General features: G+C 51.5%; 21 protein-coding genes and 1 pseudogene. 14 read left to right on the top strand and 8 right to left on the bottom strand.

Features of this window, described 5'->3' with window-relative positions; all coding sequences use genetic code 11:
• Positions 1-36: 36 nt before the first annotated feature.
• The 6 genes from K9F62_11060 (at position 37) to K9F62_11035 (ending at position 6,617) form a co-directional block, all read left to right on the top strand.
• The gene (locus tag K9F62_11060; protein UJX39269.1) at positions 37-1,161 is read left to right on the top strand and encodes a site-specific integrase; all 1,125 of its coding nucleotides are present in this window, start codon (positions 37-39) and stop codon (positions 1,159-1,161) included.
• Between the two features lie 78 nt (positions 1,162-1,239).
• Positions 1,240-1,701 (top strand): hypothetical protein, encoded by a 462-nt coding sequence (locus K9F62_11055; GenBank protein ID UJX39268.1) that lies wholly within the window; start codon positions 1,240-1,242, stop codon positions 1,699-1,701.
• 1,436 nt (positions 1,702-3,137) lie between these two features.
• On the top strand, positions 3,138-3,644 hold the full coding sequence (locus K9F62_11050) for a hypothetical protein (GenBank protein UJX39267.1): 507 nt from the start codon (positions 3,138-3,140) through the stop codon (positions 3,642-3,644).
• Positions 3,626-4,264, top strand: a complete 639-nt coding sequence (locus K9F62_11045) for a hypothetical protein (GenBank protein ID UJX39266.1) — start codon at positions 3,626-3,628, stop codon at positions 4,262-4,264. The genes K9F62_11050 and K9F62_11045 overlap by 19 nt, the downstream gene beginning before the upstream one ends.
• 6 nt (positions 4,265-4,270) lie before the next feature.
• Positions 4,271-5,377 (top strand): hypothetical protein, encoded by a 1,107-nt coding sequence (locus K9F62_11040; protein UJX39265.1) that lies wholly within the window; start codon positions 4,271-4,273, stop codon positions 5,375-5,377.
• Between the two features lie 100 nt (positions 5,378-5,477).
• On the top strand, positions 5,478-6,617 hold the full coding sequence (locus K9F62_11035; GenBank protein UJX39264.1) for a hypothetical protein: 1,140 nt from the start codon (positions 5,478-5,480) through the stop codon (positions 6,615-6,617).
• Positions 6,618-7,552: 935 nt separating this feature from the next.
• Here the strand turns inward: K9F62_11035 and K9F62_11030 are convergent.
• The 5 genes from K9F62_11030 to K9F62_11010 form a co-directional block, all read right to left on the bottom strand.
• Positions 7,553-7,771 carry a hypothetical protein gene (locus K9F62_11030; GenBank protein UJX43278.1) on the bottom strand — a complete coding sequence of 73 codons (219 nt, stop codon included), beginning with the start codon at positions 7,769-7,771 and terminating at the stop codon, positions 7,553-7,555.
• Positions 7,758-8,687 (bottom strand): hypothetical protein, encoded by a 930-nt coding sequence (locus tag K9F62_11025; GenBank protein UJX43277.1) that lies wholly within the window; start codon positions 8,685-8,687, stop codon positions 7,758-7,760. Before K9F62_11025 ends, K9F62_11030 begins: the two co-directional genes overlap by 14 nt.
• Positions 8,688-8,803: 116 nt before the next feature.
• Entirely contained in the window at positions 8,804-9,280 is a 477-nt protein-coding gene (locus K9F62_11020) for a YkgJ family cysteine cluster protein (protein UJX39263.1), read from the bottom strand.
• Between the two features lie 214 nt (positions 9,281-9,494).
• A complete protein-coding gene (locus K9F62_11015; GenBank protein ID UJX39262.1) occupies positions 9,495-9,812 on the bottom strand; it encodes a helix-turn-helix domain-containing protein in 318 nt (105 codons plus the stop codon).
• Positions 9,813-10,477: 665 nt separating this feature from the next.
• Entirely contained in the window at positions 10,478-10,870 is a 393-nt protein-coding gene (locus K9F62_11010; GenBank protein ID UJX39261.1) for a helix-turn-helix transcriptional regulator, read from the bottom strand.
• A gap of 80 nt (positions 10,871-10,950) precedes the next feature.
• On the opposite strand from K9F62_11010, the gene K9F62_11005 reads away from it, so the two are divergent.
• A protein-coding gene (locus K9F62_11005; protein ID UJX39260.1) for an IS3 family transposase occupies positions 10,951-12,188 on the top strand; the annotation gives its coding sequence in 2 pieces (ribosomal slippage) (positions 10,951-11,296 and positions 11,296-12,188; 1,239 coding nt in all).
• Positions 12,189-12,326: 138 nt separating this feature from the next.
• On the top strand, positions 12,327-13,265 hold the full coding sequence (locus K9F62_11000; GenBank protein UJX39259.1) for an alpha/beta hydrolase: 939 nt from the start codon (positions 12,327-12,329) through the stop codon (positions 13,263-13,265).
• A gap of 383 nt (positions 13,266-13,648) precedes the next feature.
• On the opposite strand, the gene K9F62_10995 is transcribed toward K9F62_11000, so the two are convergent.
• Positions 13,649-14,056 carry a flavodoxin family protein gene (locus K9F62_10995; GenBank protein UJX39258.1) on the bottom strand — a complete coding sequence of 136 codons (408 nt, stop codon included), beginning with the start codon at positions 14,054-14,056 and terminating at the stop codon, positions 13,649-13,651.
• Positions 14,057-14,109: 53 nt separating this feature from the next.
• Here K9F62_10995 and K9F62_10990 point away from each other — a divergent pair, with 53 nt between their 5' ends.
• A complete protein-coding gene (locus tag K9F62_10990; protein ID UJX39257.1) occupies positions 14,110-14,292 on the top strand; it encodes a hypothetical protein in 183 nt (60 codons plus the stop codon).
• A 260-nt stretch (positions 14,293-14,552) separates the two neighbouring features.
• Here K9F62_10990 and K9F62_10985 read toward each other — a convergent pair whose 3' ends face one another.
• Both K9F62_10985 and K9F62_10980 read right to left on the bottom strand, forming a co-directional pair.
• Positions 14,553-15,644: a HAMP domain-containing protein gene (locus tag K9F62_10985; GenBank protein ID UJX39256.1), complete on the bottom strand. Its 1,092-nt coding sequence runs from the start codon at positions 15,642-15,644 to the stop codon at positions 14,553-14,555.
• Complete coding sequence (locus K9F62_10980) at positions 15,641-16,378, bottom strand: response regulator (protein UJX39255.1); 738 nt, start codon at positions 16,376-16,378, stop codon at positions 15,641-15,643. The genes K9F62_10985 and K9F62_10980 overlap by 4 nt, the downstream gene beginning before the upstream one ends.
• Positions 16,379-16,496: 118 nt before the next feature.
• On the opposite strand from K9F62_10980, the gene K9F62_10975 reads away from it, so the two are divergent.
• The 5 genes and pseudogenes from K9F62_10975 (at position 16,497) to K9F62_10955 (ending at position 25,897) form a co-directional block, all read left to right on the top strand.
• Positions 16,497-17,654, top strand: a complete 1,158-nt coding sequence (locus K9F62_10975) for an efflux RND transporter periplasmic adaptor subunit (protein ID UJX39254.1) — start codon at positions 16,497-16,499, stop codon at positions 17,652-17,654.
• A 20-nt stretch (positions 17,655-17,674) separates the two neighbouring features.
• Positions 17,675-20,782 (top strand): annotated as a pseudogene (locus K9F62_10970) (multidrug efflux RND transporter permease subunit).
• A 254-nt stretch (positions 20,783-21,036) separates the two neighbouring features.
• Positions 21,037-21,669 carry a TetR/AcrR family transcriptional regulator gene (locus K9F62_10965; GenBank protein ID UJX39253.1) on the top strand — a complete coding sequence of 211 codons (633 nt, stop codon included), beginning with the start codon at positions 21,037-21,039 and terminating at the stop codon, positions 21,667-21,669.
• Positions 21,670-21,707: 38 nt separating this feature from the next.
• A complete protein-coding gene (locus K9F62_10960; protein ID UJX39252.1) occupies positions 21,708-22,838 on the top strand; it encodes an efflux RND transporter periplasmic adaptor subunit in 1,131 nt (376 codons plus the stop codon).
• Positions 22,835-25,897, top strand: a complete 3,063-nt coding sequence (locus K9F62_10955) for an efflux RND transporter permease subunit (GenBank protein ID UJX39251.1) — start codon at positions 22,835-22,837, stop codon at positions 25,895-25,897. The genes K9F62_10960 and K9F62_10955 overlap by 4 nt, the downstream gene beginning before the upstream one ends.
• Positions 25,898-26,077 lie beyond the last annotated feature (180 nt).

The raw sequence follows: 26,077 nt of genomic DNA, 5'->3' as shown, positions 1-26,077 counted from the left end.
AATTCGAACATCAACCTGAAACAGAAGAGGTTATTTATGGGTGTCTATCAACGTGATAGCCGTTGGATGGTCTATTGGCATGTCAACGGCAAAAGACACGACAAATCCTTTGGTCGTGGTGATCTTGCTCAAGCCAAAGCACAGGTCTTCGACAAAGCGGTTCAAGATGCTATCGAGCATGGTCTGGAAATTCCAGATCCTGCGACAGCTACGGCATCCGTCCAGGTGGTCAAGACCGTCAGCATGACGGATGCGCCCACGGGAGAAGTCCTCGGACAGAAACCTGTCGGGATCACCCTGCTCGAGCTTGGCCACCGTTACCTGGATCACATGCGTGCATCAGGACGGACGGATAAGCACATCCGCAACATCGAACGATTGCTGGAGAACCAGTTCGTACCTGTGATCGGTGACAAACCAGTCGACTCCCTGACCTACCAGGGCGACATGGTTCCGTTCATCCTGCACTTCAAAGGCGTCAGCGGCACCACCAAGAAGACCAGATCGCAGTACACGGTGAATAAGTACTGTGATTATTTGAGTTTCATCTTCAACTTCGGCATCGAAAATGGTTTGACCAAAGTCAACCCGCTGAAAAACTGGAGAAAGCCCAAGGTCCAGCCCTGGGACTTGAAGCTGACCCTGGACGACGCCAAGAAGATCATGGCCTGTGCCGAACCACACCTGAGATGGGCGATGGAGGTGTGCTTCAACCTGGGCACTCGACCAGGGGAATCGGAGCTCCTGTCACTACGTTGGGAGAACATCGATTTCACCGCTGGCACTGTGCGTATCTACGCCACCAAAACCAAGACCTATCGGACGGTCCCGATCAATCCCGCCTTCCTGAAGCGTCTGGAGGAGGAGAAGGCATCGAGCCAGTCCGAATATGTCATCGAGTACATGGGACGGAAGCTGACGACGATCCGAAAAGCGTTCAAGCATGCCTGTCAGCGCGCCGGAATCACCTACCCTACTCGGATGTATGATCTTCGGCACCTGTTTGCGACCACCCTGCTCAGCAAAGGTGCTGACCTGGCTGCTGTATCCAAGATGATGGGGCATGCCACGGTGAAGATGACGGCAGACACCTATTACCACTACATGGAGGGCGAAAAGGAACGAGCAGTCAAACTGTTACCCGCATTGGAAGTGGCTTAAACGTGAAGGACGAGGAACCTTGTCGGAGATTCCTCGTCTTTCTTATTTGTCTAACCCAAACAAAAGAAGAGGTATTCTATGTCTACTAAGAAATGCTTGTGGGATGAATCCCACGAATTTGAAGTGAAAGAAAATGAAGAGTACAAAGTTCTTTGTCCAAAATGCTACTACGACATTTTTACAAAATCATACAGCAAAACCTACTCCTGGTATGACTTCGTGAAGAACATTAAGCTGTTTAAAATGCTGCACCAGCTGAACGGCATGATTGACGACAACTCGGAGTTCAAAAACCAGTACGATTTAATATCCAAACAGATTCAGGGTGTGGAGAAAACGTGCCTCATGTGCGGAGATATTTTCCACACAGGAAAAGATGAAGACTTTAGATATCTTTGCAGCGATTGCTACAAGAAATTCTATTTGCCGTTGAAAGAATATTATAGCGTAAAAGAAATTGAAGCAATTCTTACTAATATAAAGAAAGAAGGTGGCGACATGGTCGCTGATTTAGAAAAAGCAATACAAAAGGTAAAATAAAAGAACTAAGTCAAAACAAGCAACAAGGAAAGACGAGTGGGCTCTAGCACAGACTCCTCGTCTTTCATTTTTCAAAGACAAAATAAGGATAGTACCATGCAGAAGAAATGCCTATGGGATGAAACCCATTTGTTTTATCCGAATTATAGATGCCATTGCAACTTCTTATGTGAAAAATGCAACAAAGAAATCTACGCGCATTATCGTGTCTTATACAGCCCAGAACAGTTCAAAGAAAATATTGACATGATCAAGAAGCAAAGAAAGCTCGCCATGGAACGAGATTGGACTGTAGGTGAAGCAAGGATTGTCAAGATCTTCGGGTTGGATATGCTTGTAAAGATTGCTTTATTTGACAACAATCTCGTGTAAAATCTTGGTTTACCCCGTCGATTCAGGTGGACGTCCCTGCCCCGGAGGTCCACCACTTTTTAACAGAAGTGTGCGGGTTCTCCGTCAGCGCCCGGGATCGGTGCCAGTGTCGCTGCTGGCCGTTGGGGCGGAAGCTGTCCCATTGGGGATGGAACGGGAACAACGGTGGAGCTGCCGTTATCGAATAAAATCTTATAAAAACAGAGTGATAAAAAATGCAGGAAGCTGCACAGACTGAAAAAATGCTTTTTACACGTTTTTTCGGAGGTCAAAAGTCACAGGACCCTGTGTTTTTCACGTCCATGTCAGCTATCCAGGAGTGAAATCACAGGGAATTTCATAGAAAAAGCTGATTTTCAGTCAATTTGACTGGTCCCGATGGCAGGATTCTGCGATTTTGACCATGGGGAAGGACCAAAAACGCGGTTTCCCACGTTTTTGATCAGGACAGCTTTTACCAATGCAGATGGTAAGCCCCTTACACAGGAATGCGTTGCAACTCATCGCATTCTCGCCATTCTTCTCGATGATATTAAAATGCTTCGGGATAACTTCAAGAAGAAGTTAGCGGAGAAGCCGAAGGTGAGCGTTGGGTGCAGAAGCGTCGTCGGGACATTTACAAAAAACCACTGTGAATCTTTCCTCTCCAATAGGTAGTTGTTCACAAAATCGGGGACCGCTACACCATCAAGGACGCTGAAGCTAAACCAATGAACCACGTAGCCAACTGGTATCAAAAATTTTAAAGCAGAGCCCTAGCTAATTATAAATATTGACTACCTCTTGCGACAAGAGTATTGTCAGATATAAATAGCTAAATAGCGACAGGGCCGGTGGCATGATTGAACCGCCTCATGATATGCCAAATCAATGCGATAGTGCCAGTCTGAGAGCTTTCGATGGTCTTGGATTCTATTTTTTACGGCTAACCAACCAGAATAGTAAACTATTTACTTCCGGCTAGTATTATCCATACTCCGCAAGAAGTCGTTATACAGAGCCAAGGGAATTGCTCTCTATTTCAATATTGTTTTTCGAAAATTCAACAAGCCCAAAGAGGTGTTATGTCCACCAACAGGACATGCAATATTTGCGGGAAACCAATTTCCACAAACGCAAAAAAATGTAGTGAATGTGGGAGTTGGCAAGGGTGGCGGTTTCGCTTATGGTTCTTCACACAAGGAATACCGACAGTCCTAGCTTTATACATAACAATATTTGTCTCAACATCTCCACTTGTTTTGAACTTTTTTTACAAAAAAAGCATCAATATTAAATGCTATTCACAAAAAAAACAAGACAGCACTATAGCTTTCCTTGTCAAAAACGATGGCACAGACAATGTTATCATTACCGACGTTTTTCTTGCTGGAGACAATAATAAAATTTATTGCACAGATACAGCCATCGAGCTTCCAAAAGAAGCTACAAAAATCTTCAATTGCAAGACTGAAAAAAACAATACTCCATACAACAACATGACAACTCCAACTGCAAAAATTGATATCATTACATTCAAAAACACTAAACTACAAAAAGTAGAGACACAAGAATGCGCATTCATAGATTAATAATTATATTTTTAATATTTCTAGCTCTTTACCCAGTCAAAGCACACAGCGGCTCAAAAAAAACAGCTATTCAATTTTATTTAAACCTAATTGGCAATGAAAGCAATCTTAGTGTACAGAATGTTTTATCATTAATAAGCAATGAGATAATAAATCTTTCAGAAAGTTTAACAACAGAACAAAAAGAAACTTACAAATACCTGACATCGCTAAAAATAACCGTAGAAACAAGTCCAACTTTATTCTTATCACAAAATGATATCAATCAAAAATTTAAAGAACTAGCAATCTTAGAATTGATAGTAAATAAAAATGTTTCTAAAAACGATTTAATTGCTGAAATCTATACATATTTAGACAAAGATAACTACGAAAACTTTCACAAATTGGAGTTTACTTTCCCCTCCAATGGGGAAACAGCGCCAGGGGCAATATATACATATCTATCGCTAACCACTTATTTGCTATCTCTCGATGCCGACGATCAAGAGATAAAACAAAATCTTCTCAAACGTTCCTATGACTATCTATGTAATGCCAAATTGCGTTTAAAAAGCAAAAACAAACACCTAGTTAATCTTGTCAACAAGATAAATGACGCCTTGAAAAAAGCGAGATGAGCAAAGATGCTATGTAAAATAATATTGTTTTTATCATTGTTCCTTTTGGCATTACACCAATCAGTAAATCATGCCTGGTGCTACAACGATGAAATAACTTTATTTATCGATAGATTTTCTCCTAAAAACGACTTGCCAAAAGAGACGGCAAAGATACTTTCAAATAAAATCGCCACCATATTACAACTCAAGATACTTTCTAGTTTTCAAAAACAAAAGACGGAAAAAGTAAACGAATTTGGTCACGGCAGGATCAAACCAAACTACGAAGAGCCATGTATAAATGACTTAGCAGGCGCCATAGAGGTGGCTCAAAATCCTAGAAATCTTTACCAATTTGTCCTCTATGGTTCATTCTACAAATTTAAAGATGGAGTTATACTGCAATCTTATTTAGCCATACCGTTTTTTGCGAAACTGAAAGATGGCAATTTCAGCGACTACAGAAATCAACACCGTGAAGATTGGTGCATCAAAATTTATAAAAAAACTGCTTTAGAAAAAATATGCATCGGCCTTCCGAATAGATACTACTCATTACCATTGATTTTTATATCGAACGATATGCTTAAACACTACGAAAAATTATGGGAAACGCCAATTTATTCAGAAACAAAAACTGTCATGGTTGGCAAACTTGAACCACCATATCGTTTTATAAGTCGAAGTGGAAATTGGATGAAGGTGAAGACAAAAAGTGTTATTGGATTCATAAATATTGAAGATATATCTCGATTTGACGACAAAGTTATTTATTTTATTTCCGGTTTAATCAGCTACTTTAGAGGCGATTTCGAACAATGCACTAAATACATGAGCAAGTTTATAGATGAGCAAACTGATGGCAATTCCATGCGACAAGATGCAATGCTTTATTTGATAGCAGCGAAATCACGTTTAAATAAAAAAAACACCGAAAACGAAACAAACCTCGCAATTGAAGCAAATCCATTTTCACAGAAAGCATACGAGTATGTAGCTTTTGCAACATTTAGTGGACCTCAAAATCTACATCAGTCAATAAATTTTTTTTGCAACAATAAATACTATAAACTTTACAAACAAAACACAGCCGGTCTTAACTTATTTTCCGGGCTCTGCGAGTCAGAATAACGCATAATATTTATTTATAACTCTGATAAATATAAATAAAAACACGAAGTTACAATACTAAGTTTTTGTCGAAATATTTTCTATACATCAGGAGGGCATAATGTTTCGATATTGCATATTTATAACGGCATTTATATTTTTATTTAACAACAAGGCTTACTGTGATAGTGGATATATACCTTTTGCCGACGACACTCTTTGTATGCGTAGCGATACTGAGCTGCACAGTGAGACCAACCAGTGTACCAATCTCCCTCGTAACATTATTTCTATTGTAGATAAACAAATGACCGAATATCTTCACAACCATAGCGATGAATGCAAGACCCAAGGGGAAGATATCAATCTATTAAGAAAGTTCCAATGTTCGGCACCTGTATATCAAACTGGGGTGTTTGATGATATAACACTATCTTTTTTGCTTGGTCGTCCACTTGATTCTATAAAAAGGATACAGATTTTATTGAAAAAATTTGGATACAAAACTAAAACCGACGGGATATGGCGACTTGACACCAAAATTTCTCTTGATCATTTTATCCAATACTTTACCCCATACTTTAACACTTTCAACTACCGATATGACAATCTAATTAAAAAACAATATTATCCGACTGATGATTTCTTCACTATGGCCCAGATTGGAATCATCTATATAGCAGCAAACAAAAACAGCGACGCTATACTAAGAGGAATATACAATAATTTAATATCAATTAAATCATTAAACAAACAAGCACCAATGTACTCAAAAAAATTCCTTGAGGCCATCTATAATTTTATGGCTAAATTGAAAGGACTAACTATTAAAGACATCCAGGCACTACTTATCAATAAAGGATATTATTGCTCAAAGATTGACGGAAAATTTAAACGACAAACAAATAAAGCATTACTTAAAATGATCTATGATTATGAAAAAGAACTGCATTTAGCGCACAATTGGTTCTCTATAGTTGGAAAGGAGTGGAAAGACATACGTGAATTCCCCTACCCAAACTGGGAACGACCCTATTATGAAAACTCTGGTGAGGAATTATATTTCTATTCATCGATAGCCGGCATGGCTTCACGTTCTTCAGTCGTTATTTTACCGTTGTTTTATTCAACCGTCTACGGTAATACAATTAATTCAAAAAAATTCATAATACTATCACCAGCAGGTTGTTTCACATATGGAATGTATTTATTGGCTCCGCGAAACACCATTTTAAAATCAAACAATAAATGTTCAAACTAGCTTTCGAAATTATAATATCTAGCCTTTCAGAATAGTTTGATATAATTGGTTTTGTTTTGCCCTTATTTGAGTGGGGAGGGGAGGAGCAAAGCGAGTGTTCCTACAGATTTACCGAAGAAAGTTTGGCATAAATGCAAATAAACGACTCCGTCGCAATGGTTACCAATCCTTTTTAAATAAAAAACTACGCAAAATCAGTGGGTCTATGCAGATATGAAAGCGATTTTGGCAACCAGCCCCAGTTGGCATCTCACGCCAACGACTGACCAAAGTACGAATTCCAGGCTGAATAAAAGAAGAAGATCCCGTTGGCTCTCCGCCAACGAGATCACTTTTTCACAGGGGCTTTTGGAAGGATTTTAGGGGGTTAAATCACGCTTGTGGTGTGTCAAGCAAGCGCTCTCCCCCTGAGCTACGGTCCTATAAACAGAATCAGGGAACAGGCTAAATACCCCAAACTCGTCCCGAAGTCAACCCCAAATCTTTCGTTCCCAAGAAAAAGTTGGGGGCCAAAACCGTTGGCTTCGTTGGCGCGTCGTTGGCTCGGGGTAAGTACGGATTTGGGCTGGGGAGGTCAAGGGGTTTGTTGGTTTTTTTTCACGGGGGGAGGAGAAACGGGCGTTGGGGGGAAGAGCATTTGATTTATAATTAATTATTTCAATATATTATCATGAAATCTTAAGAGGGAGCACATGGCGATTCAGGAAGCTGCACTAAAATAATCATAAGATTTAATCCATTATTGCAAGCCTATGTCACATTTGATTATAATTGATGCACTATAGCTTCAAATTTGACCTATTAGAAAATTAGTTTTTCGGGTAGTTCCATCCAATCAACAGCCCACGCCACCCTTTTCTCCGGAGGCGTGGGCATCCATTCATGGTACATAGCCAAAATTTAAAACATACAAAATAACTAACAGTTTTTTTGCCTTAAATAGTGCGGCCACCACCGCCACCACCGCCACCACCGCCACCACCGCCGCCCAATTTATATATAGCTGCATGGTTCAGAAAGTTATGTTGCTTTTTATCCCCCTTGCCACTTCCATCCTCGCCGCCACCGCCACCGCCGCCACCGCCACCGCCACCGCCGCCACCACCGATGCGACTACAATCAGCAGCAAAGAAAGAAAATTTAGGCTTGCTCATCTTCTTCTCCTTGGAGTACGTTCAAAGGTTGAGATGTTTTCAACGGAAATTTAATAAATATTTTGAATCTATCTTGAGGATAGAGAGATATCTCATTTACGATATTCTGTGTTTCATTAAATGAAATTGCAACATCACGTTTTGCAAATTTAGGAGATTCATCATTTTTATGGGTAGGATAACTTATTACGCACGCAATATTTTCAAATTTATCAATCTTATTTACAATATTATATGTAAAATTGTCAGTATACCGAGAGACCACAGTAAATATCCAATTCTTATCAACGGCTATGGCGCTTTCATCCTCTTGTATTTCAGTCCAAAACTCGTAGCAGAGTCTAAACCTAGCTTCACTATCTGCTGCTATCTGAAAATTATTGGACCAATAATAACCTTCCTCTTCCAAAAGGACAACATCCCCTTCAACGACAACTTGTTTCTGTGAACTGTTTTTCTTATCTTCAATCGTGAGGAGTGTGACATGTCCCCATGAATTATCAACTTTTAACGCTGGTTTTACTATAGCTGTTGAGGAAAAGTTTGTATAAGGCACATCTTTACACATATTCGAAATAGTATTGTCAAAATCTATAGACACACGGATAGCCTTTTCATCTTCTCGAAACTCTTTGAGTCTAACAGTTACTATCGTCTGTTTATTATAGGCAAGGATCTCTCTGGATTTATTCTCGAAATAAGATTTAGCATTATCGCTAATAGAGTTAGCATTTGTCACAGATCGAATACGATTACGGAGCTCTTCATCCTCAGGTTTTTTTGTCGTGACGTAGATCGTAACAAGCCCAATTGTTCCAAAAAAAATAAATTCTTCGATAAAAGACGCATTGACAGACGGAATGAATTCATGAGTAAACAATGCAGTGCATAATTGTTCAAATTTATCTTTTAACAAAGTATTGCATAAAATAAAGCCGAAGACTAAAATTAAATACGAGTAAAATATTGACCGATAAACCTTTATGGCATATCGGAATCCCTTGACAAAAACGACGACAGAGCTTAACATTATCAATCCCTCTTAAAGCTATTCAAATCCCACTTTTCTTTAACGCGACGTTGCTCAGCTAGTATATCGTCAGTAGTCAAGCATTCTACTGCTGGACAAATTTGTGACAAAACAATCTTTGCCTTTTCGATGTAGGATTTATTAACAAAAAGTTGCTTGTTAATATAATCTATAAATTGATTCGAAGGGTAAACTCGACACATTAGTGGACGCTTTGGCGATTCCCATATAATACAATGCTTAGCACCGGCATCATTATCATGGTAATATTTACACGGAATATTAATCTTAACTATAAGCTGTTCGACCTCTTTTATGAAAATATTTGTTTTATAATACGTTACGATTTCGCTATCAAGAAACTCAATCCGCTTATCCATACCTTCGGCAGAGCTATACCAAAACGTTAAGCAGGAACAACATTTCCCGCACTTTAAACATTCCACTGAACTAACCAACGCTGATGATTCGTAACTCATTTATAGACCGAACCCGAAAGTGTTTGCTCTTGTCATGGTTACAGAATTAGAATAGCATCCTCACGTCAAGAGCACGCCAACCTACAGGGCAATCAATCTTTACATATTTGTAATATTTGCTATCATATACTCTTCCCGCAAACAAATAAAGACCCACGCCAACCAATTTTTCTGGACGACGTAGGCCATTTCACAGAACTATCTGAAATTCTAGCTACTTCTTCTCCAGAACAATTCTCCCCTCTTCCATGCAGGAGACCTTGAACTCGTCGCCCTGCTTGAAGCCGTAGTTGGCCAGGAGCGTCGGGGACAGACGGAGACCAGTACCAGAGAACTTCACGCTTCCAGATGCCACACGAGCATCCATCCCTTCGATCTTGTAGAACTTCTCATCAAGCGTCATAAGTTTCGTGAGATGATTTTTCAGGGTGGTTTTGGGAATATCGAAGACATCCATAATTTGTTGAGCGGTCTTTCCTTCGGTGATCATCGTGCGAAGTTTCATCGCGTCGAATTTAGATGCGATAGGCATGGGTGAGTCTCCTTCGTTTTTTATGTCGTAGTTTCAGATTTGAGCGTATAGCAAAAACAAAGGATGTCAACAGAAGCCGTGTGAAAGCTGATTAATCATTTTTAACGGCAAAAGATGCAATTCCTTCGAAAAGGGGAAAATACTGCTGAGTCAAAAACGCGAAAAAACGCGTATTTGAAATAGTCGGAATTACAGCTAGATACGTCACTATGTCTGCCCTACCCTCTCCCAGGACCGGTGATGGGGCTGTTTCCGGCGTATTGGCACTGATTGGAACTGAAAATTCGCAGGACTCTGCGACCGGATGCGACTTTTTCTCGATGATTCCACCAAAATCGAGCTACTTCAGCGAGATTCAAGGGAAAAAGCAAACTAGCCCTTGTATAGCTGATTCTGCTCTGAGCAGACCAATTTCACTGCCCCATCTGCTGAAAATCAGGAGATGCAGCTTCCTGCACTCCAGAACTAGCTAGAATCTCAATACGTTACCCAAGTAAGCAGCTGAAGCTCCTCCCCCGGGGGAATTTGGGCTTGGGCTTTTCCCTCGGGCACTCCTCTCCTGCTCTCTACCGGGCTCCTCCTGGGACGTTTTCTTAAAGCTCCCCTATTGGACTCCCCCTGGGCCAAAAGCTCAGGAAATCGCAGTATACTCCCAACGTAAGATTTCACCGGCCGCCAGACACTGCGTGATGTTCCACTTTAATGTCATAGTGCTTACGTGCTTCTTCAATTTGGGCAAGGTGCTTTATCGCCCAAGTGTAGACAGCTTCTAAAGGTATCTGCAGCGTTATGCCAAGCTCGGTGATTGAATACTCGACGGCGACAGGAGAAGTTGCAATCACCCTGCGCATAATCAACCCATTTCTTTCCAGTCGCCTCAATGCCTGCGTCAACGCCTTATGCGTAATGCCCTCAAGCCTGCGCATGAACTCGTTAAATCGAGCCGGCTTCTCTTCTAGGATAGTCAAAATCATCACAGACCATTTGTTTGCAACTTGGTCGAAGAATGACCGCGCCGCGCAGTCCGCGAAAAAAACAGGGTTCACTTTTTCTGGCATGGCAATATCCTCCTGTATATCTGGAGTAGCCCCCATTTGGACCGGACACCCTCTTGAACCTAGGAGATAGGTCTAGAGGTATGTCCAGACAGAGTGCTAACGAGATTCCCACGGTCGAGGTGGTCAACATGGTCGAGCGCCGTCGTTGGCCGTTGGCGGAAAAACTGCGGATCGTGGAGGAGTCGTCCCGGCCAGGGATGAGCGTTTCCTACGTGGCCCGCCAATATGGCGTTGCGCCAAGTCTCCTCTTCCGCTGGAGGAAACTCATGAGCGAGGGCGGCAAGGTCGCGGTTCAGGCAGACGAAGAGGTGGTCAGCGCCTCTGAGAATCGCGCGCTCAAGAAGCGGGTCCGGGAGTTGGAACGACTCCTGGGCAAGAAGACGATGGAAGTGGAAATCCTCAAGGAAGGCATCAAAATCGCGCGCGAAAAAAAACTGATCTCGCGCACGCCGTTGCCCTTCGAGGAGGATTCCCTGTGAAGCGGGTGGCAGAGGCGTTCGACGTGGCCCGTTCGCAGTTGTCCGAACGACTGGTGCCCGGACCAAGGAACCGCTCTCCCCGTTATTCCAAGGCCCAGGACGAAGTCCTGCTACCTTTGATCCGTGAGATCGTCGACGGGCGGCTGACCTACGGCTACCGGCGGGTGTGCGCGCTACTGAACCGGCGTCTCGTGCAACTGGGGGAAGCCCGGGTAAACCACAAACGCGTGTACCGGATCATGCGGCTTCACGGCCTGCTTTTGGCCAGGCACACGGGCAACAGGCCCGAGCGGTCGCATGAAGGCAAGGTCATCACCCTGCGACGCAACCTGCGTTGGAGTTCGGACGCGTTCGAGGTCGGCTGTTGGAACGGCGAGAAAGTGCGTGTGGTCTTTGCTCTGGACTGCTGCGACCGCGAGATCATGGGGTTTGCTGCCTCGACGTGCGGCATCTCAGGTTCGATGGTGCGCGACCTGATGCTGGAATGCGTGGAGAAACGATTCGGCATGAGCCATGCGCCGCATCGGGTGGAATGGCTAACCGACAATGGCTCCTGCTTCGCGGCCAAGGAGACTGTGCAATTCGCGTCCTGGCTGGGCCTAGTGAGCAGGTTCACCCCGGTCAGAAGCCCGGAGAGCAACGGCATGGCCGAGGCCTTCGTAAAGACCTTCAAACGCGATTACGTGTACGTCAACGATCGCCCGGACGCCCAGACCGTCCTGAGCCAGCTTGCGGCATGGTTCGAGGACTACAATGAAATGCACCCCCACAAAGGGCTGCGGATGCTCTCACCCAGGGAGTTTATCCGCTTGTCAGCAACTGCGGGGTGTCCGGTTTAACGGGGGCAACTCCAATATCTACTAACCTTAAGGTGCGTAATTGACGCTATGAGTATAACATATTTAATGCGCATCAGCCCACTTCATTAACGGTTGCCGACGTTGATGCCGGCGAGAAACTTTCAAAGGATGTCCGCATTGAAAACACAAAACACGACCATGTCCCGGCGCGGCCTAATGAAACTGCTAGGCCTGACCGCAGCCTCGTCAATTATGGCCAAGCCCCTACGCGACATTATGACGCTGATGGGGTTAGCCACCGCTACAACTACTCCAATACAGGCCTTCGCCGCAAGCAAACGAATTGCTAAACTCTTTTATACCGACACCGGAAAAGGCAGAAATATGATGCTTCTTCACGGTTGGAGTTGTGATTCTCACGATTGGAGTTGGCAACTCCCAGCATTTGAAAGCCGTTATCGCGTTGTTGCGATAGATCTACGCGGACACGGTAGATCTGAGGTAATGCAGTCTGGAACTTACATGCCGGATGACTATGTCGCAGACATCGAAACTCTCATCGAAACCAAGTTTTCAAGCGAGACATTTGTGCTGGTGGGACACTCGATGGGAGGGCAAATCGCTGCCCGCCTAGCGAACAAACGACCGGACCTGATTGAGGGGGTCGTCTCGGTTGATGGTTCGCTCGGATTTTCCGACAAACTCGCTCCCACATTTCAAAAGGCAGTTGATGATCTACAACGCGATAATCCAGCCGATGTAGGGTCCGCCTTGTTTGCTGGATTCTACGACAAAGCCACAGACCCTGCTTTAAAACGGTGGCATGCCAGACGTCTTCAGGGCACACCGGTCTATCCTGTACGTGAATCCTTTGGCCCTTTGTTTTTTGGCCCCAATCAAGTCGGACTTGGAAAGCAAAGCGAGGTATTCTGCAAAACCATCAGCATCCCATTCTATCATCTTTGTAGAGGTAAAGGACAAGCCGATCGGATGCGTACATGGTTTTCTCACCCGAAATCAAAGGTCGATCTGTGGGAAGCCGCTGGCCATTGGATCATGCAGGATCGGAAGGACGATGTGAATGCGTCGATCATCACCTGGGTCGATATGCTTTGAGTGACCTGCGCGGGCCTTTTCATATCATCTGGAACTTGAGAACATGGTTCACCGACAAAGGGGTGGTCAGCGATGGCCCCCCCTTTTCTTGCTTCTGGCGCGTGCGATAGGGTTCAGACATCCGCCCCCATTCTGTTCAAGGGCCGGGCTCCGGACATCATTTCGGGATCGCCGGATACGAAACATCGTATGTCCGGTGACGATACGGAGTTTGGGATTGGTGACAGCCCTATTCGACCGAGTGCGCATCGGCGTCATCGGGATTATCCGTGGCGCTGGATGGGCGGCTGTCGTGTTCGGATTGAAACGGCAGCTTCCTGAGTAACACTGGGACGTTGTTTTTGCCGTCTGATCTGGAAAAAGATCTGAGGGTCAACTTTGCATTATTCCAAAAATTGTTCTAGCACTAATGATGAACCAACGCCTTTCATGGCAGTGCACAAATTTTTTCTTTCTTGTGCCTGTTCATTCCGCGTACCGGCGACGACATGCACACCCTCCACCTCAAATTCCAGCATCTTAAATATGTTTCTTGTGTAATCATAATACGCTTGAAATTTACATGGGTCAGGATTTCCCTGACTAAATACAAGGACTATCTTTTTCGCAACATTTTGCCCCCTAAAATGGGGAGAAAATCGCGGATTGTACTGCGCGAACAACCTGTCGGTGAATATCTTCGTCTGGGAGCTCATCTGTCCCATGTAAATGGGCGATCCTAAAACAAGGACATCTGCATGCGCAAGTGCGTCATAAATTTTTTGCATATCATCATTTATAATGCAACGCATATCGCCTTGTTTGCAGCCAAAGCAACCTTGACAGGGTCCTTGCCGGCCAGGGTGTGACCACAGTCATTCCCCAACTCGCCAAACTATTTGATAAAAATGGTGATTTTGTTCAACTTCTTCCCGACTGGCCTTTGGCCAAGGTTGATATCAACCTGACGCTGCCTAATGACCGGATGCCGAAGCGCATCCGTCTATTTGTGGATCATGTTGTCGAGCATTTTCAAAGTCTTCAATGACAAGGAACTTACCCAATCATTGTCTGGTTCGTGATCATCCGGCCCAGGAGATACACTCCTGCCGCGTAAGGCCGCATACTTGCGCCAAGATGGGGCCATCCAAACCCCATCCGAAGCAAAATCTTTGCAAAATCAGCAGGAAAAGTAGAATCGCCAGCTTCAGTTGGCCACCACCGCCAACGGCTGACCAAAGCTGCGCCAAAGTCCGAATCTCAGGCCGATAAAAAGAAGAAGATCCCGTTGGCATTTCGCCAACAGGATCATTCGTGTTCGCCACGATCTGGCCCTGGCAGGCCATGGACTGGGTCGATGGGCCAGGTCAGCGTGAAAACCGAGCCGCCGCTGGCGGCCGTGCTGCATGTAGCGCGTCCCCCATGCGCACGCGCGATGGCGGCCACCACGGCCAACCCCAGGCCGCTGCCGCCCGAGCGCGCGCCTTGCGCGCGTCTGAACGCCGTAAACAAATAAGGAATTAAGTCTTCTGGCATGCCTGGCCCGTCATCCTCGACGCTGAGTTCACACCAGCCATCCTTCACGTGAGACTGGATTCGCACGTGCCCCGCCACGGCATACCGGCACACGTTATTCAGGAGCGCCAGCAGCGCCTGCCGGATACGCACCGGATCGCAGCATACGGACCGTGCGTCCAGGTCCAGGATCGCACGCTGGCCCGCCGACTGCAGCGCGTCACCAACCATGTCCACCACGGCGTTGATTTCAGCGTCAAGCTGCGCCTCTCGCAACTGCAAATCCAGATGGCCGCTTTCCACCAGACTCACCACGCGCAGATCCTCGATCAATCGCGTCAAGCCCTCAACCTGCGTCAGCAAGCTGAGGAACTGGGATGTGCTGGGCGTGAAAACGCCTTCGGCCAGGCCTTGCAGGCGGCCGCGCAGGATTGTCACAGGGGTGCGCAGTTCGTGAGCGATCGCGGCGTTCCAGAACGCCTGTTCCTCGGTCATGCGCTGCAACTGATTCGCCAGCGCATTGAAGTCGTCCGCCAATTGGGCGGCTTCGCCCAGAGAGCGATCGCCCGGCACGGCACGCGCGTCGAGATCCCCCTGAGCCACGCGGCGGATGCTGGCCGCCACCGAGTTCAGCGGAACCAGAATGCGGCGCGACAGGTTGACTGCCACGAGAATAGACAACGCCAGACCGGCCAGCGTCGCGCCGATGATCCATATCCACTCCGGCCCCGCAGGTATCCAGCTGTAGTCCAAGGAATTATCAGGCCAATAGATTTGCCACAGATAGTAGAACGCGTACGACGTCAGGATGACGAGCAACGCGACGCCCAGCGCGATCGCCATCATCGCCAGCATGATCTGGCGACTCAGCCCGACCAATTTCATTCGTTGCCCCGCAACTTGTAGCCGACCCCGCGCACGCCAACCGGGATTCCCTGGACGCCGAGATCCTCCAGCTTCTTGCGAAGCTTGCTGATGTGGCTGTCCACCGTGCGCTCCAGGGCATCCCCCTCCGGCAGGCAGGCGACCAGCAGTTCGGTGCGGCTGAACACCCGCTTGGGCGCACCCGCCAGATGGGCCAGCAGCTTAAACTCCGTCAACGTCAGCGTCAGGATCTGGCGCTGGCCCAAGACCCGTACGCTGGCTTCGTGGTTCTCCAGGTCGATTAGAAAAGGCGCTACGCGCAGGATGCGCCGATTTTGGCAATTGCCGCGCGTCATGGAGCGGCGCAGCACCGCCTGCGTCCTGGCCACGACTTCAGCCGGATTGAACGGCTTGACGATATAGTCGTCGGCGCCGATGCGCAGCCCCATCAGTTTGTCGATGTCCTGGTCGTGCGCCGTCAGCATGATGACGGGCGTGTCACCCCGATGGCGGATCTCGGAAAGCACCTGCCACCCGTCCCTGCCCGGCATCTGCACGTCGAGCAGTACGAGGTCGGGCTTAAGGGCCTGGTGCAGCTCGAGCGCCCGGAGGCCGTCTGCGGCATGCACAGTGCGCATGCCGCCGCGCGCCAGATAGGCGGCGAGGATTTCGGCGATCTCGGACTCGTCCTCGGCGATCAGCACCAGGGATTCGGTACCTTCGGGCCACTCGGAGTGGGATTTCCGTTCAAGCATGGCAATTTTTTCTACTCCATCGAATTTACATCTCATATCCATCGAAAATCCATCGAGTCAAGGCAAGGAGACGCCATCTTTGCGGGCACAGGGCTGCCTGCTCCTGAAGGAATCCACCATGAAGATCAAACGACTGTGCCGCCATGGCGGCTTGTTTGCCCTAGCGGTTTTGCTATTGGCCGGCTGCAGTCAGGCCGAACCGGAGGAGACGCTCCCCCCACCACTGGTATCCGTTATGACCGTCACGCCGTCGCGGTTGGAACTGAGTGAGGTTCTGCCAGGGCGCGTCGCCGCGGTACGCATCGCCGAGATCCGGCCGCAGGTCAGCGGCATCGTCCAGCGCCGCCTGTTCGAACAGGGCACCGAGGTGCGGGCCGGCCAGCCACTGTTCCAGATCAACCCGGCACCATTCAAGGCCGATGTCGACGCCACGAGAGCAGCCCTGCAACGAGCCGAGGTCGCGTTGGCGCGAGCTCAGCTGCAAACCAGACGGCTGCGGACTTTAGTCGAGGTTGGCGCGGTCAGCCACCAGGTCTACGACGACGCGGTCTCCCTGCGCGACCAGGCGGCCGCCGACGTGGCGCAGGCCCGCGCCACGCTGAAGCGACGCCAGCTTGATCTGAAGTTCGCCACGGTGGAAGCGCCTATTTCCGGGCGCATCGAGCAGGCGCTGGTGAGCGAGGGCGCGCTGGTCGGTCGCGGCGACAGCAGTCCCATGGCACGTATCCATCAGATCGACCAGGTCTACGTCGATGTACGCCGCCCGGCGTCCTCGCTCGAATCGCTGCGCCAAGCGCTGGCAACGCGACAAGCAAACGCCGAGGAGGGGCTGCCCGTGGCCATCTTGCGAAGCGATGGCGAGGCGTATGATGTCACCGGGCGCATCCTGTTCTCGGGCATAAACGTCGATGCCGGCACCGGCGACGTACTGCTGCGCGTGCTGGTGGACAACCCGCAACGCCTGCTCCTGCCGGGCATGTTCGTGCGCGCACGCGTGCCGCGTACCAGCTATGCCGCAGCGCTGATGGTGCCGCAGCAAGCGGTGATACGAAACGACGGTGCGCCGCAAATCTGGATCCTCGATGCGCAGAACCGGGCGAAACTCACCCCGGTCAAACTGGGCGAGCTGCTCAATCGGCACTATCGCGTCCAGTCCGGCCTCGCCGCCGGGCAAACCATCGTGGTCGAGGGGATGGCGCGCCTGTCCAACGGCATCAAGGTGCAAGCGCACGAGTGGCAGACACCTGAACCTACAACTGCGGCACTTTCGCACTGAACGCTCGGGAGCAGGTCGTCATGCCTCAGTTCTTCATCCATCGCCCGGTGTTCGCCTGGGTCGTCGCCCTGTTTATCATCCTGCTGGGCGTGATCGCTATTCCCAATCTACCCATTGCCCGGTTTCCTTCGGTGGCGCCGTCCACCGTCACCATTTCCGCGACCTACCCCGGAGCCACGCCGCAGACCATGAACGACGGGGTGATCAGCCTCATTGAGCGCGAGCTCTCCAGTGTCAAGAATCTGTTGTACTTCGAATCATCGTCCGATTCCTCGGGTGCGGCGTCCATCAGCGCCACCTTCAAACCGGGCACCGACCCGGACATGGCGCAGATCGACGTGCAAAACAAGCTCAAGGCCATCGAGCCACGTTTGCCGCAGATAGTGCGCCAAAACGGTCTGACCGTGGAGACCTCCGCGTCCGGCTTCCTGATGCTCGTCGGCCTCAGATCCGACGACGGGCGCTTCGATGAGGCGGTGCTGAACGACTACATGGCGCGCAACATCGTCGACGAACTGCGCCGCATCGAAGGCGTAGGCCGTGTGCAGCTGTTCGGCGCGGAGCAGGCGATGCGGATTTGGGTCGATCCGGCCAAGCTGATTGCCTTTGGCCTGTCGATGAACGATCTGTCCGCGGCCGTCAGCCAGCAGAATGTTCAGATCGCGCCCGGCAGCGTCGGGGCCATGCCGGCGCTTCCAGGGCAGCGCGTGACGGTATCGCTCACGGTGCAGGGCCAGCTGTCCACACCCGAACAGTTCGCCGCCATCGTGCTGCGCGCCAACCCCGACGGATCCAAGGTGGTGCTTGGCGACGTGGCCCGGGTCGAACTCGGCTCACAGTCCTACGGTTTCATCAACCGCGAAGACGGCAAAACCGCCACCGCCGCGGCCATACAGCTCGCACCTGGAGCCAATGCGGTCAGGACCGCCGAGGAAGTCGAGGCGCGGATGGCCGAGCTGAGTGGCACCATGCCGGCTGGCATGAGCTATTCGATCCCGTTTAATACCGCGCCGTTCGTCAAGATCTCCATTGTGAAGGTCATCCACACGCTGATCGAGGCGATGGTGCTGGTGTTTCTGGTCATGTTCCTTTTCCTGCAAAACATTCGCTATACGTTGATCCCGGCGATCGTTGCGCCAATCGCACTGCTGGGAACCTTCGCGGTGATGCTTGCATCGGGCTTCTCAATCAACGTACTGACCATGTTCGGCATGGTGCTCGCAATCGGCATCATCGTCGACGATGCCATCGTCGTCGTCGAGAATGTCGAACGCATCATGGCCGAGAAGGGTTTGTCGCCACGAGACGCGACGATCCAGGCGATGCGGGAGATCACCGGCGCGGTGATCGGCATCACCCTGGTTTTGACTGCCGTGTTCATCCCCATGGCCCTGGCCAGCGGCACGGTCGGCGCGATCTACAAACAGTTCACGCTGTCCATGGCGGTGTCGATCCTGTTTTCGGCCTTCCTCGCGCTGACCTTAACGCCCGCTCTCTGCGCGACGTTGCTCAGGCCCCACGTTGCGGGGCACCACGAGAAGCGCGGGTTTCTCGGCTGGTTCAACCGCCGCTTCGAGCGCATGACCTTGGGCTATGAAACACGCTTGGGCAAGCTGGTGACACGATCAGGACGGATGATGCTGGTGTTCGCCGCACTCTGTGCAGCCCTCATGGTTTCTTTCCGCCATCTGCCATCGTCCTTCCTGCCGGAGGAAGACCAGGGCTATTTCTTGGCTTCCATCCAGTTGCCCGCCGATGCCACCGTCGAGCGCACGCTGGAAGTGGTCAAGGCCTACGAGCGGCACGCGGCCTCGCGTCCATCGATCCGATCCAATATGACCGTCGTCGGCTTTGGCTTCTCCGGCTCCGGCCCAAACGCGGCCATGGCCTTCACCATGCTCAAGGACTGGGGCGAGCGCAACGGCGCCACGGCCCAAGGCGAAGTAGCCCTGGCCCAGGCTGCCCTGTCCGGCACCAGGGAAGGGACAGTGATTACCCTGCTGCCGCCGGCCATCGACGAGCTTGGCAACAGCTCCGGCTTCACCATGCGCCTGCAGGACCGGGCCAACCAGGGCCATGCCGCGCTCCAGGCGGCAGAGACCAAGCTGCTTGAACTGGCGAAGAAGAGCCGACTCGTCAGCGGCGTCTATGCCGACAGCCTTCCGGCCGGCTCCAGCATCCGCCTGGACATCGACCGGGACAAGGCCGAGGCGTTGGGCGTGTCGTTCACCAGCATCAGCGACACGCTGTCCATCGCGATGGGGTCATACTACGTCAACGACTTCCCCAATGCCGGACGCATGCAGCAGGTCATCATTCAAGCCGAAGCGTCGGCACGCATGCAGATCGACGACGTGCTCAAGCTCTATGTGCGTAACGCCAACGGCGGCATGATGCCGCTGTCCGAGGTGGTGACCCCGGTATGGAGCGAGACACCGCTGCAACTGGTGCGCTACCAGGGCTTCCCGGCGGCGCGCATCTCCGGCAATGCAGCTCCCGGTGTCTCCAGCGGCGAGGCGATGGCCGAGATGGAGCGACTGGCAAAACAGTTGCCGCCTGGCTTCGCGGTGGCCTGGACAGGACAATCCCTGCAGGAGCGCCAGTCCGCCACGCAAGCGCCGCTGCTGATGGCGCTGTCGATCCTGGTGGTGTTTCTGGTGCTGGCCGCTCTGTACGAGAGCTGGTCGATCCCGCTATCGGTCATGATGGTGGTGCCGTTGGGGCTGCTGGGTGCCGTGGGGGCGGTGGCGCTGCGCGGCATGCCCAACGACGTGTTCTTCAAGGTCGGCATGATCACCGTTATCGGCCTGTCGGCGAAAAACGCCATTCTCATCATCGAGCTCGCCAAGCAGTTGCGCCAGCAAGGCAAGAGACTGGCGGAAGCGGCGGTAACCGCGGCCCGGCTGCGACTGCGCCCGATTCTGATGACGTCGCTGGCCTTCGGCCTGGGCGTGGTGCCGCTGATGCTCGCCAGCGGGGCCAGCGCCGAAACCCAGCACGCTATCGGTACCGGCGTATTCGGCGGCATGGTCACCGCGACTGTGCTCGCCATTTTCTTCGTGCCCGTGTTCTTCGTCTTCGTGATGGCCCTGCAAGAGCGCTTCGCGGCGTGGCGGTTCTCGCGCCGGTCCTCCCCCTGTCCGGTTCAAAAGCGGGACCAGAGCGGGACCAGCCGGCCTTCCCTAAAATAAGGGTCTGTAACGAAATTTGTGTAACCCTCCGCTAATGGGCTAAAATCCCATGAAAAGGTGGCTCTACTTCTCAGGAGGGCCACCTTTTTTTGTGCTTGACATGAAAAATTATAAAAAATAAAATTTATCATTATTTTTGAGCAGAGCTTGGAAGCGCCCAGAATCTCTCTCAAACAAACGGGGGCCGACACATGAGGCGAAAAGCAACCATATCTGATGTGGAGACAACAAAACTCCACATCATCGAGACTGCCGAAAGTTTATTTCGTCAAGTGGGATACGCCAAAACAACAGTTACCGATATCGCCAAAGCGCTTGGAATGAGCCAGGCAAACATCTACAGATATTTTCCCTCTAAGGCGAGCATTAATGAAGCAATATGCAATCGACTCGTCCATAGTATCGAATCTCAATGCTGGGAGTCATTAGTCAAGGATGGTTCTTCAACAGAACGCTTGAAACGTATCATTCTAGAATATCACAAAACAGTTAAAAATAATATCATTCATGAAAAATGCTTGTATGACATGGTCGCTGTTGCGATGAATGAGCACTGGGAAGTCATTCAAAGTCACAGCAATCGCATAAGAGATTTGCTGCGAATTATAATTGAACAAGGCATCTCTTCTGGAGAATTTCGAAAAGTAGATAGCGTAAAAATGGCAGAAGCCGTCCATAACTCTTTGGCTGTGTTTATTTATCCATTACTTCTTGAGCACGAAATTAATGACGAAGAGAGCATTAATGAAAAAGGCCATGTCGATGAATCGCTTAATCAATTACTTGACCTGATCTTACATGGACTTAGCTCAGTCAGCAAATAATAAATCGCTCGCGACTCAAGAACGAGGAAGGTTGTTTTATGTTCTTACAGGGTGAATTTTCGCTGGCAAAATACAAAGTGCTTCATTGCGGTGCACTGCTTTTCATTGCGGCACTGAGCCTTTGTCTCGCCGGTTGTCACGAGGCCGAGTCCAGCACTCCCTTCCGACCTGTGGTCAACACCATGCGGATCGCCTTGGACAGAGGGACGGAAAGACGAACGTACTCCGGCGTCATTGTGGCGCGCCACGAAGTGCAGGAATCCTTTCGGGTAGGCGGACGCATCGAGAAACGTCTGGTGGATGTTGGGGACCATGTCAGGGAAGGCCAGGTGCTGGCGACCTTGGACGAAAAAGATCTCCGCCTCTCCGTGGAGAGCGCCCAGGCGGAACTGAAGGCCGCCATCTCCAACAGGGATCAGACCTCGAGTGATGAAAAGCGCTATGCCACATTGCTGTCCAAGCAGGTGGTCAGCAAGTCCGAATACGACCTCAAACACCTGTCGGCCGATGAAGCCCGGTCGCGTGTGGAGAGAGCCGACAGCGCCCTCAAGCTGGCCATAAGTCAACTTGGTTATGCCAAACTGCTTTCCAGCACGGACGGCGTGGTCACCAAGACGAGCGCCGAGGCCGGCCAAGTCGTGGCTCTCGGCCAGAGTGTCGTCACCGTGGCCCAGAAGGGAGCGTTGGAAGTCCTGGTCGACATCCCTGAACGACGCCTCCAGGACATCAAGGGGACGAAGGCGGAAATTTCCCTTTGGTCAAGCCATGACGCCCGTTACCGGGCCGTGTTGCGCGAAACCGCCCCGTCGGCCGACCCGGCCACCAGAACCTATGCCGTGCGGTATTCGCTGTCTGACGCCGATGCCTCCGTGCACTTGGGAATGACGGCCACCCTCCACCTCTCCGAAACCTCCGACACTCCGACCGCCCGCATCCCGGCCAGCGCCCTGCTCAACCAGGGCAGCGGCCCGGGCGTCTGGCGCGTCAACGCCCAGACCGGACAGCTGACCTTCGTCCCGGTCACAGTGGACCACTACACCGAGGGCGACGCCTATGTGCGAAGCGACCAGCTCGCGGCCGGCGACACCATCGTCACGGCCGGCGTCCATAAACTCGACAAGGGGCTGACCGTCCGTTTGGCCGACGGGGAGAAGGAGGACATCCGGTGAAAGGGATCAACCTGTCCGAGTGGGCCGTCACCCACCGGCCGCTCACCCTGTTCCTCATCATCCTTGTCTCCCTGTCCGGGGCCTGGTCGTATATCCATCTCGGGAGAGCCGAAGATCCCGATTTCACCGTGAAACAGATGATCATCAGCGCGGCTTGGCCAGGAGCCACGGCGGACGAGATGCAGCGTCTGGTGGCCGATCCTATTGAGAAAAAACTTCAGGAAGTCCCCTACTTCGACAAGGTACAAACCTATTCCAGGCCCGGCAGCGTGGTCATGAAGCTTGAGATCCTGGAATCGACGCCGACATCCGAGGTGCGGGAATGTTGGTACCAGGTCCGAAAACGGGTGGGGGATATCCGGTCCAATCTTCCCTCCGGCGTCCTCGGCCCTTTTTTCAACGACGAGTTCGGTGACGTGGATTCGGTGTTGTATGTCTTGACCGGCCCGGACTTCACCATGCGGCAACTCAAGGATGAGGCCGAAAGCATCCGCCAGGCCCTGCTTCGGGTTCCCTCCGTGACCAAGGTGCGGTTTTACGGCGATCAAACCGAATGCATTTTCGTGGAGATCGACAACGCCAAGCTGGCCACGTTGGGGATCGCGCCCCAAACCGTCTTCGACTCCATTGCCAAGCAAAACGAGGTGACGCCGGCCGGCGATCTGGAGACTGCCACCGACGCCGTCTATATCCGCGTGGACGGCGCGCTCAAAGGCGTCGACGCCCTGGCCGAGGTGCCTGTCGAAAGCGGCGGCAAGGTGTTTCGTTTAGGAGACATCGCGACCTTTCACCGGGGCCCGCAGGACCCCCCGACGTTCGTCACCCGCCATGAAGGCAAGCCCGGCATCGCCCTGGGCGTGGTCATGGCCAAGGGCGGCAACATCCTGGAACTGGGGCGCAACCTGGACGCCGCCATGGACCGCATCAAGAAGGATCTGCCGCTGGGCTTCGAGATCAGCCGGGTGGCCGACCAGCCGCAAGTCGTGGACGAATCCGTGTTCGAGTTCATCCGGTCCTTCGCCGAAGCGCTGGTCATCGTGCTGGCCGTGAGTTTCCTGTCGCTGGGCTGGCGCACGGGCATTGTCGTGGCGCTCGCCGTGCCGCTGGTGCTGGCCATGGTCATGACCATCATGAGCGTGCTCGGCATAAGTCTGGAACGCATCTCCCTGGGCGCGCTCATTATCGCCCTGGGGCTTTTGGTCGACGACGCCATCATTTCGGTGGAAATGATGGTGGTCAAAATGGAGCAGGGGTTCGACCGGGTCAAGGCCGCCACGTTCGCCTGGACCGCCACGGCCTTTCCCATGCTCACCGGCACGCTGGTCACGGCGGCGGGGTTTTTACCCGTCGGGTTCGCGAAATCCTCCTCCGGCGAATACGCGGGCGGCATCTTCTGGGTGGTGGCCATCGCTCTGGTGACGTCCTGGCTGGTGGCTGTTATTTTCACGCCGTACCTTGGTCTTAAATTGCTGCCGGATTTCCATGGCGTCGGCCATGGAGATCCGCACGCCATCTATCGGACGCCGGTCTACCTCTGGTTGCGTCGTCTCGTTGGCTGGTGCGTTGCGCATCGCAAGACGGTTGTCTGCCTGACCTCGCTTCTCTTTCTCGCCTCCATTGTCGGTTTTTCCTTCGTATCGCGCCAGTTCTTCCCGTCCTCCACCCGTCCGGAGCTTCTGGTCGAAGTGCGGCTGCCCGCCGGGTCCGCTTTCAATGCGACGGCCAGGGCCGTGGAAAAAATGGAAGCCTTTTGCAAGGCGGATCAGGAAGTCAAGACCTACACCAGCTACATCGGTTCGGGCGCGCCCCGCTGGTTTTTGCCCATGGCTCCGGAGCTCCCCGACATAAGCTATGGCGTGACCGTTCTCAATACGGCGGACGCGGCCGCCCGTGACCGCGTCAAGGCCCGCGTCGAAGCCTTTGCCGCCCGGGGCGGACTCCCCGAGGCCAGGGTGCGCGTGACGACGTTGTTTCTGGGGCCGCCTGTCGGTTATCCCGTGCAATTTCGCGTCATCGGTCCCGACCCGAATCGTGTGCGGGAAATAGCGTATCAGGTCCGTGGCATCATGCGCGCCAATCCCAACACCATGGACGTCAACCTGGATTGGAACGAGCAGGCCAGGGCGATCCGGCTGGTGGTGGACCAGGATCGGGCCAGGATTTTGGGGCTCACGCCCCAGGACATCGCCGAGGCCCTCCAGGCGCTCCTGTCCGGCGTCACCATCACCCAGGTCCGAGACGGCATCGAGCTGGTCAATGTCGTGGCCCGGGCCGTTCCAGAGGAGCGACTGCGGCCGGAAGCCCTGGCGGATTTGACCATCAGCATCCGCAACGGGAAAATCATTCCCCTCTCCCAGGTGGCCAGGCTGGAATATGTGTACGAGGAACCCATCCTCTGGCGGCAAGACCGCGATTTGACCATCACGGTCAGGTCGGAAGTCAAAAAGGGCGTGCAGGCGCCGGATGTCACCATGCAGATTGCGCCCAAGCTCAAGCCCATCGAGAAAGCGCTCCCACCGGACTACCGGATCGAAATCGGCGGCGCTTACGAGGAAAGCGGCAAGGCCAACCAGTCCATTGTCGACCTGTTGCCCGTGGCCGGCGGGGTCATGCTCCTTTTGCTGATGTTTCAGGTGCAAAGCTTCCCGAGTCTCTTCCTGGTGCTGACCACGGCCCCCCTGGGGCTGATCGGTGCCGTGGGTGCCTTGCTGCTCTTCCGCCAACCCTTTGGATTCGTGGCCATGCTCGGCGTTCTCGCCTTGGCCGGCATGATCATGCGCAACACCGTCATTTTGGTGGACCAGATCGGAAAGGACATTCAGGAAGGCATGGGGGCTTTTGAAGCCGTGATCGACGCGACCATCAGGCGGACGCGTCCCGTGGTGCTGACGGCCCTGGCCGCGATCCTGGCCATGATTCCCCTGTCGCGCAACGTCTTCTGGGGGCCCATGGCCGTGGCCATCATGGGCGGATTATTTGTCGCAACGATCCTGACCCTGCTTTTTACCCCAGCCCTGTATACGATGGTTTTTCGCATCAATAAATCGGGGAATCAGTAGGTTGAGAAGTGGTGCGGGCATAGCAGTCCAGGCAGGACCGCCTGGCTGAATGCGCTCAAGAAAGCGGTTGCAGTCGCGGAAAGTGCGGGAGTGTGGCGGTCTAGAGTTTTTTGGTCAGGAGGTTGCCCCTTGGGAATGCCGCGACTATCGGCACCGCGACTATCGCGGCACCTCCCGCAC

It is taken from the genome of Desulfovibrio sp. JY, from assembly GCA_021730285.1.
Taxonomy (GTDB): domain Bacteria; phylum Desulfobacterota; class Desulfovibrionia; order Desulfovibrionales; family Desulfovibrionaceae; genus Solidesulfovibrio.
The sequence above is the reverse complement of the archived record's forward strand: the minus strand, read 5'-3'. Positions and strand labels throughout refer to the sequence as shown.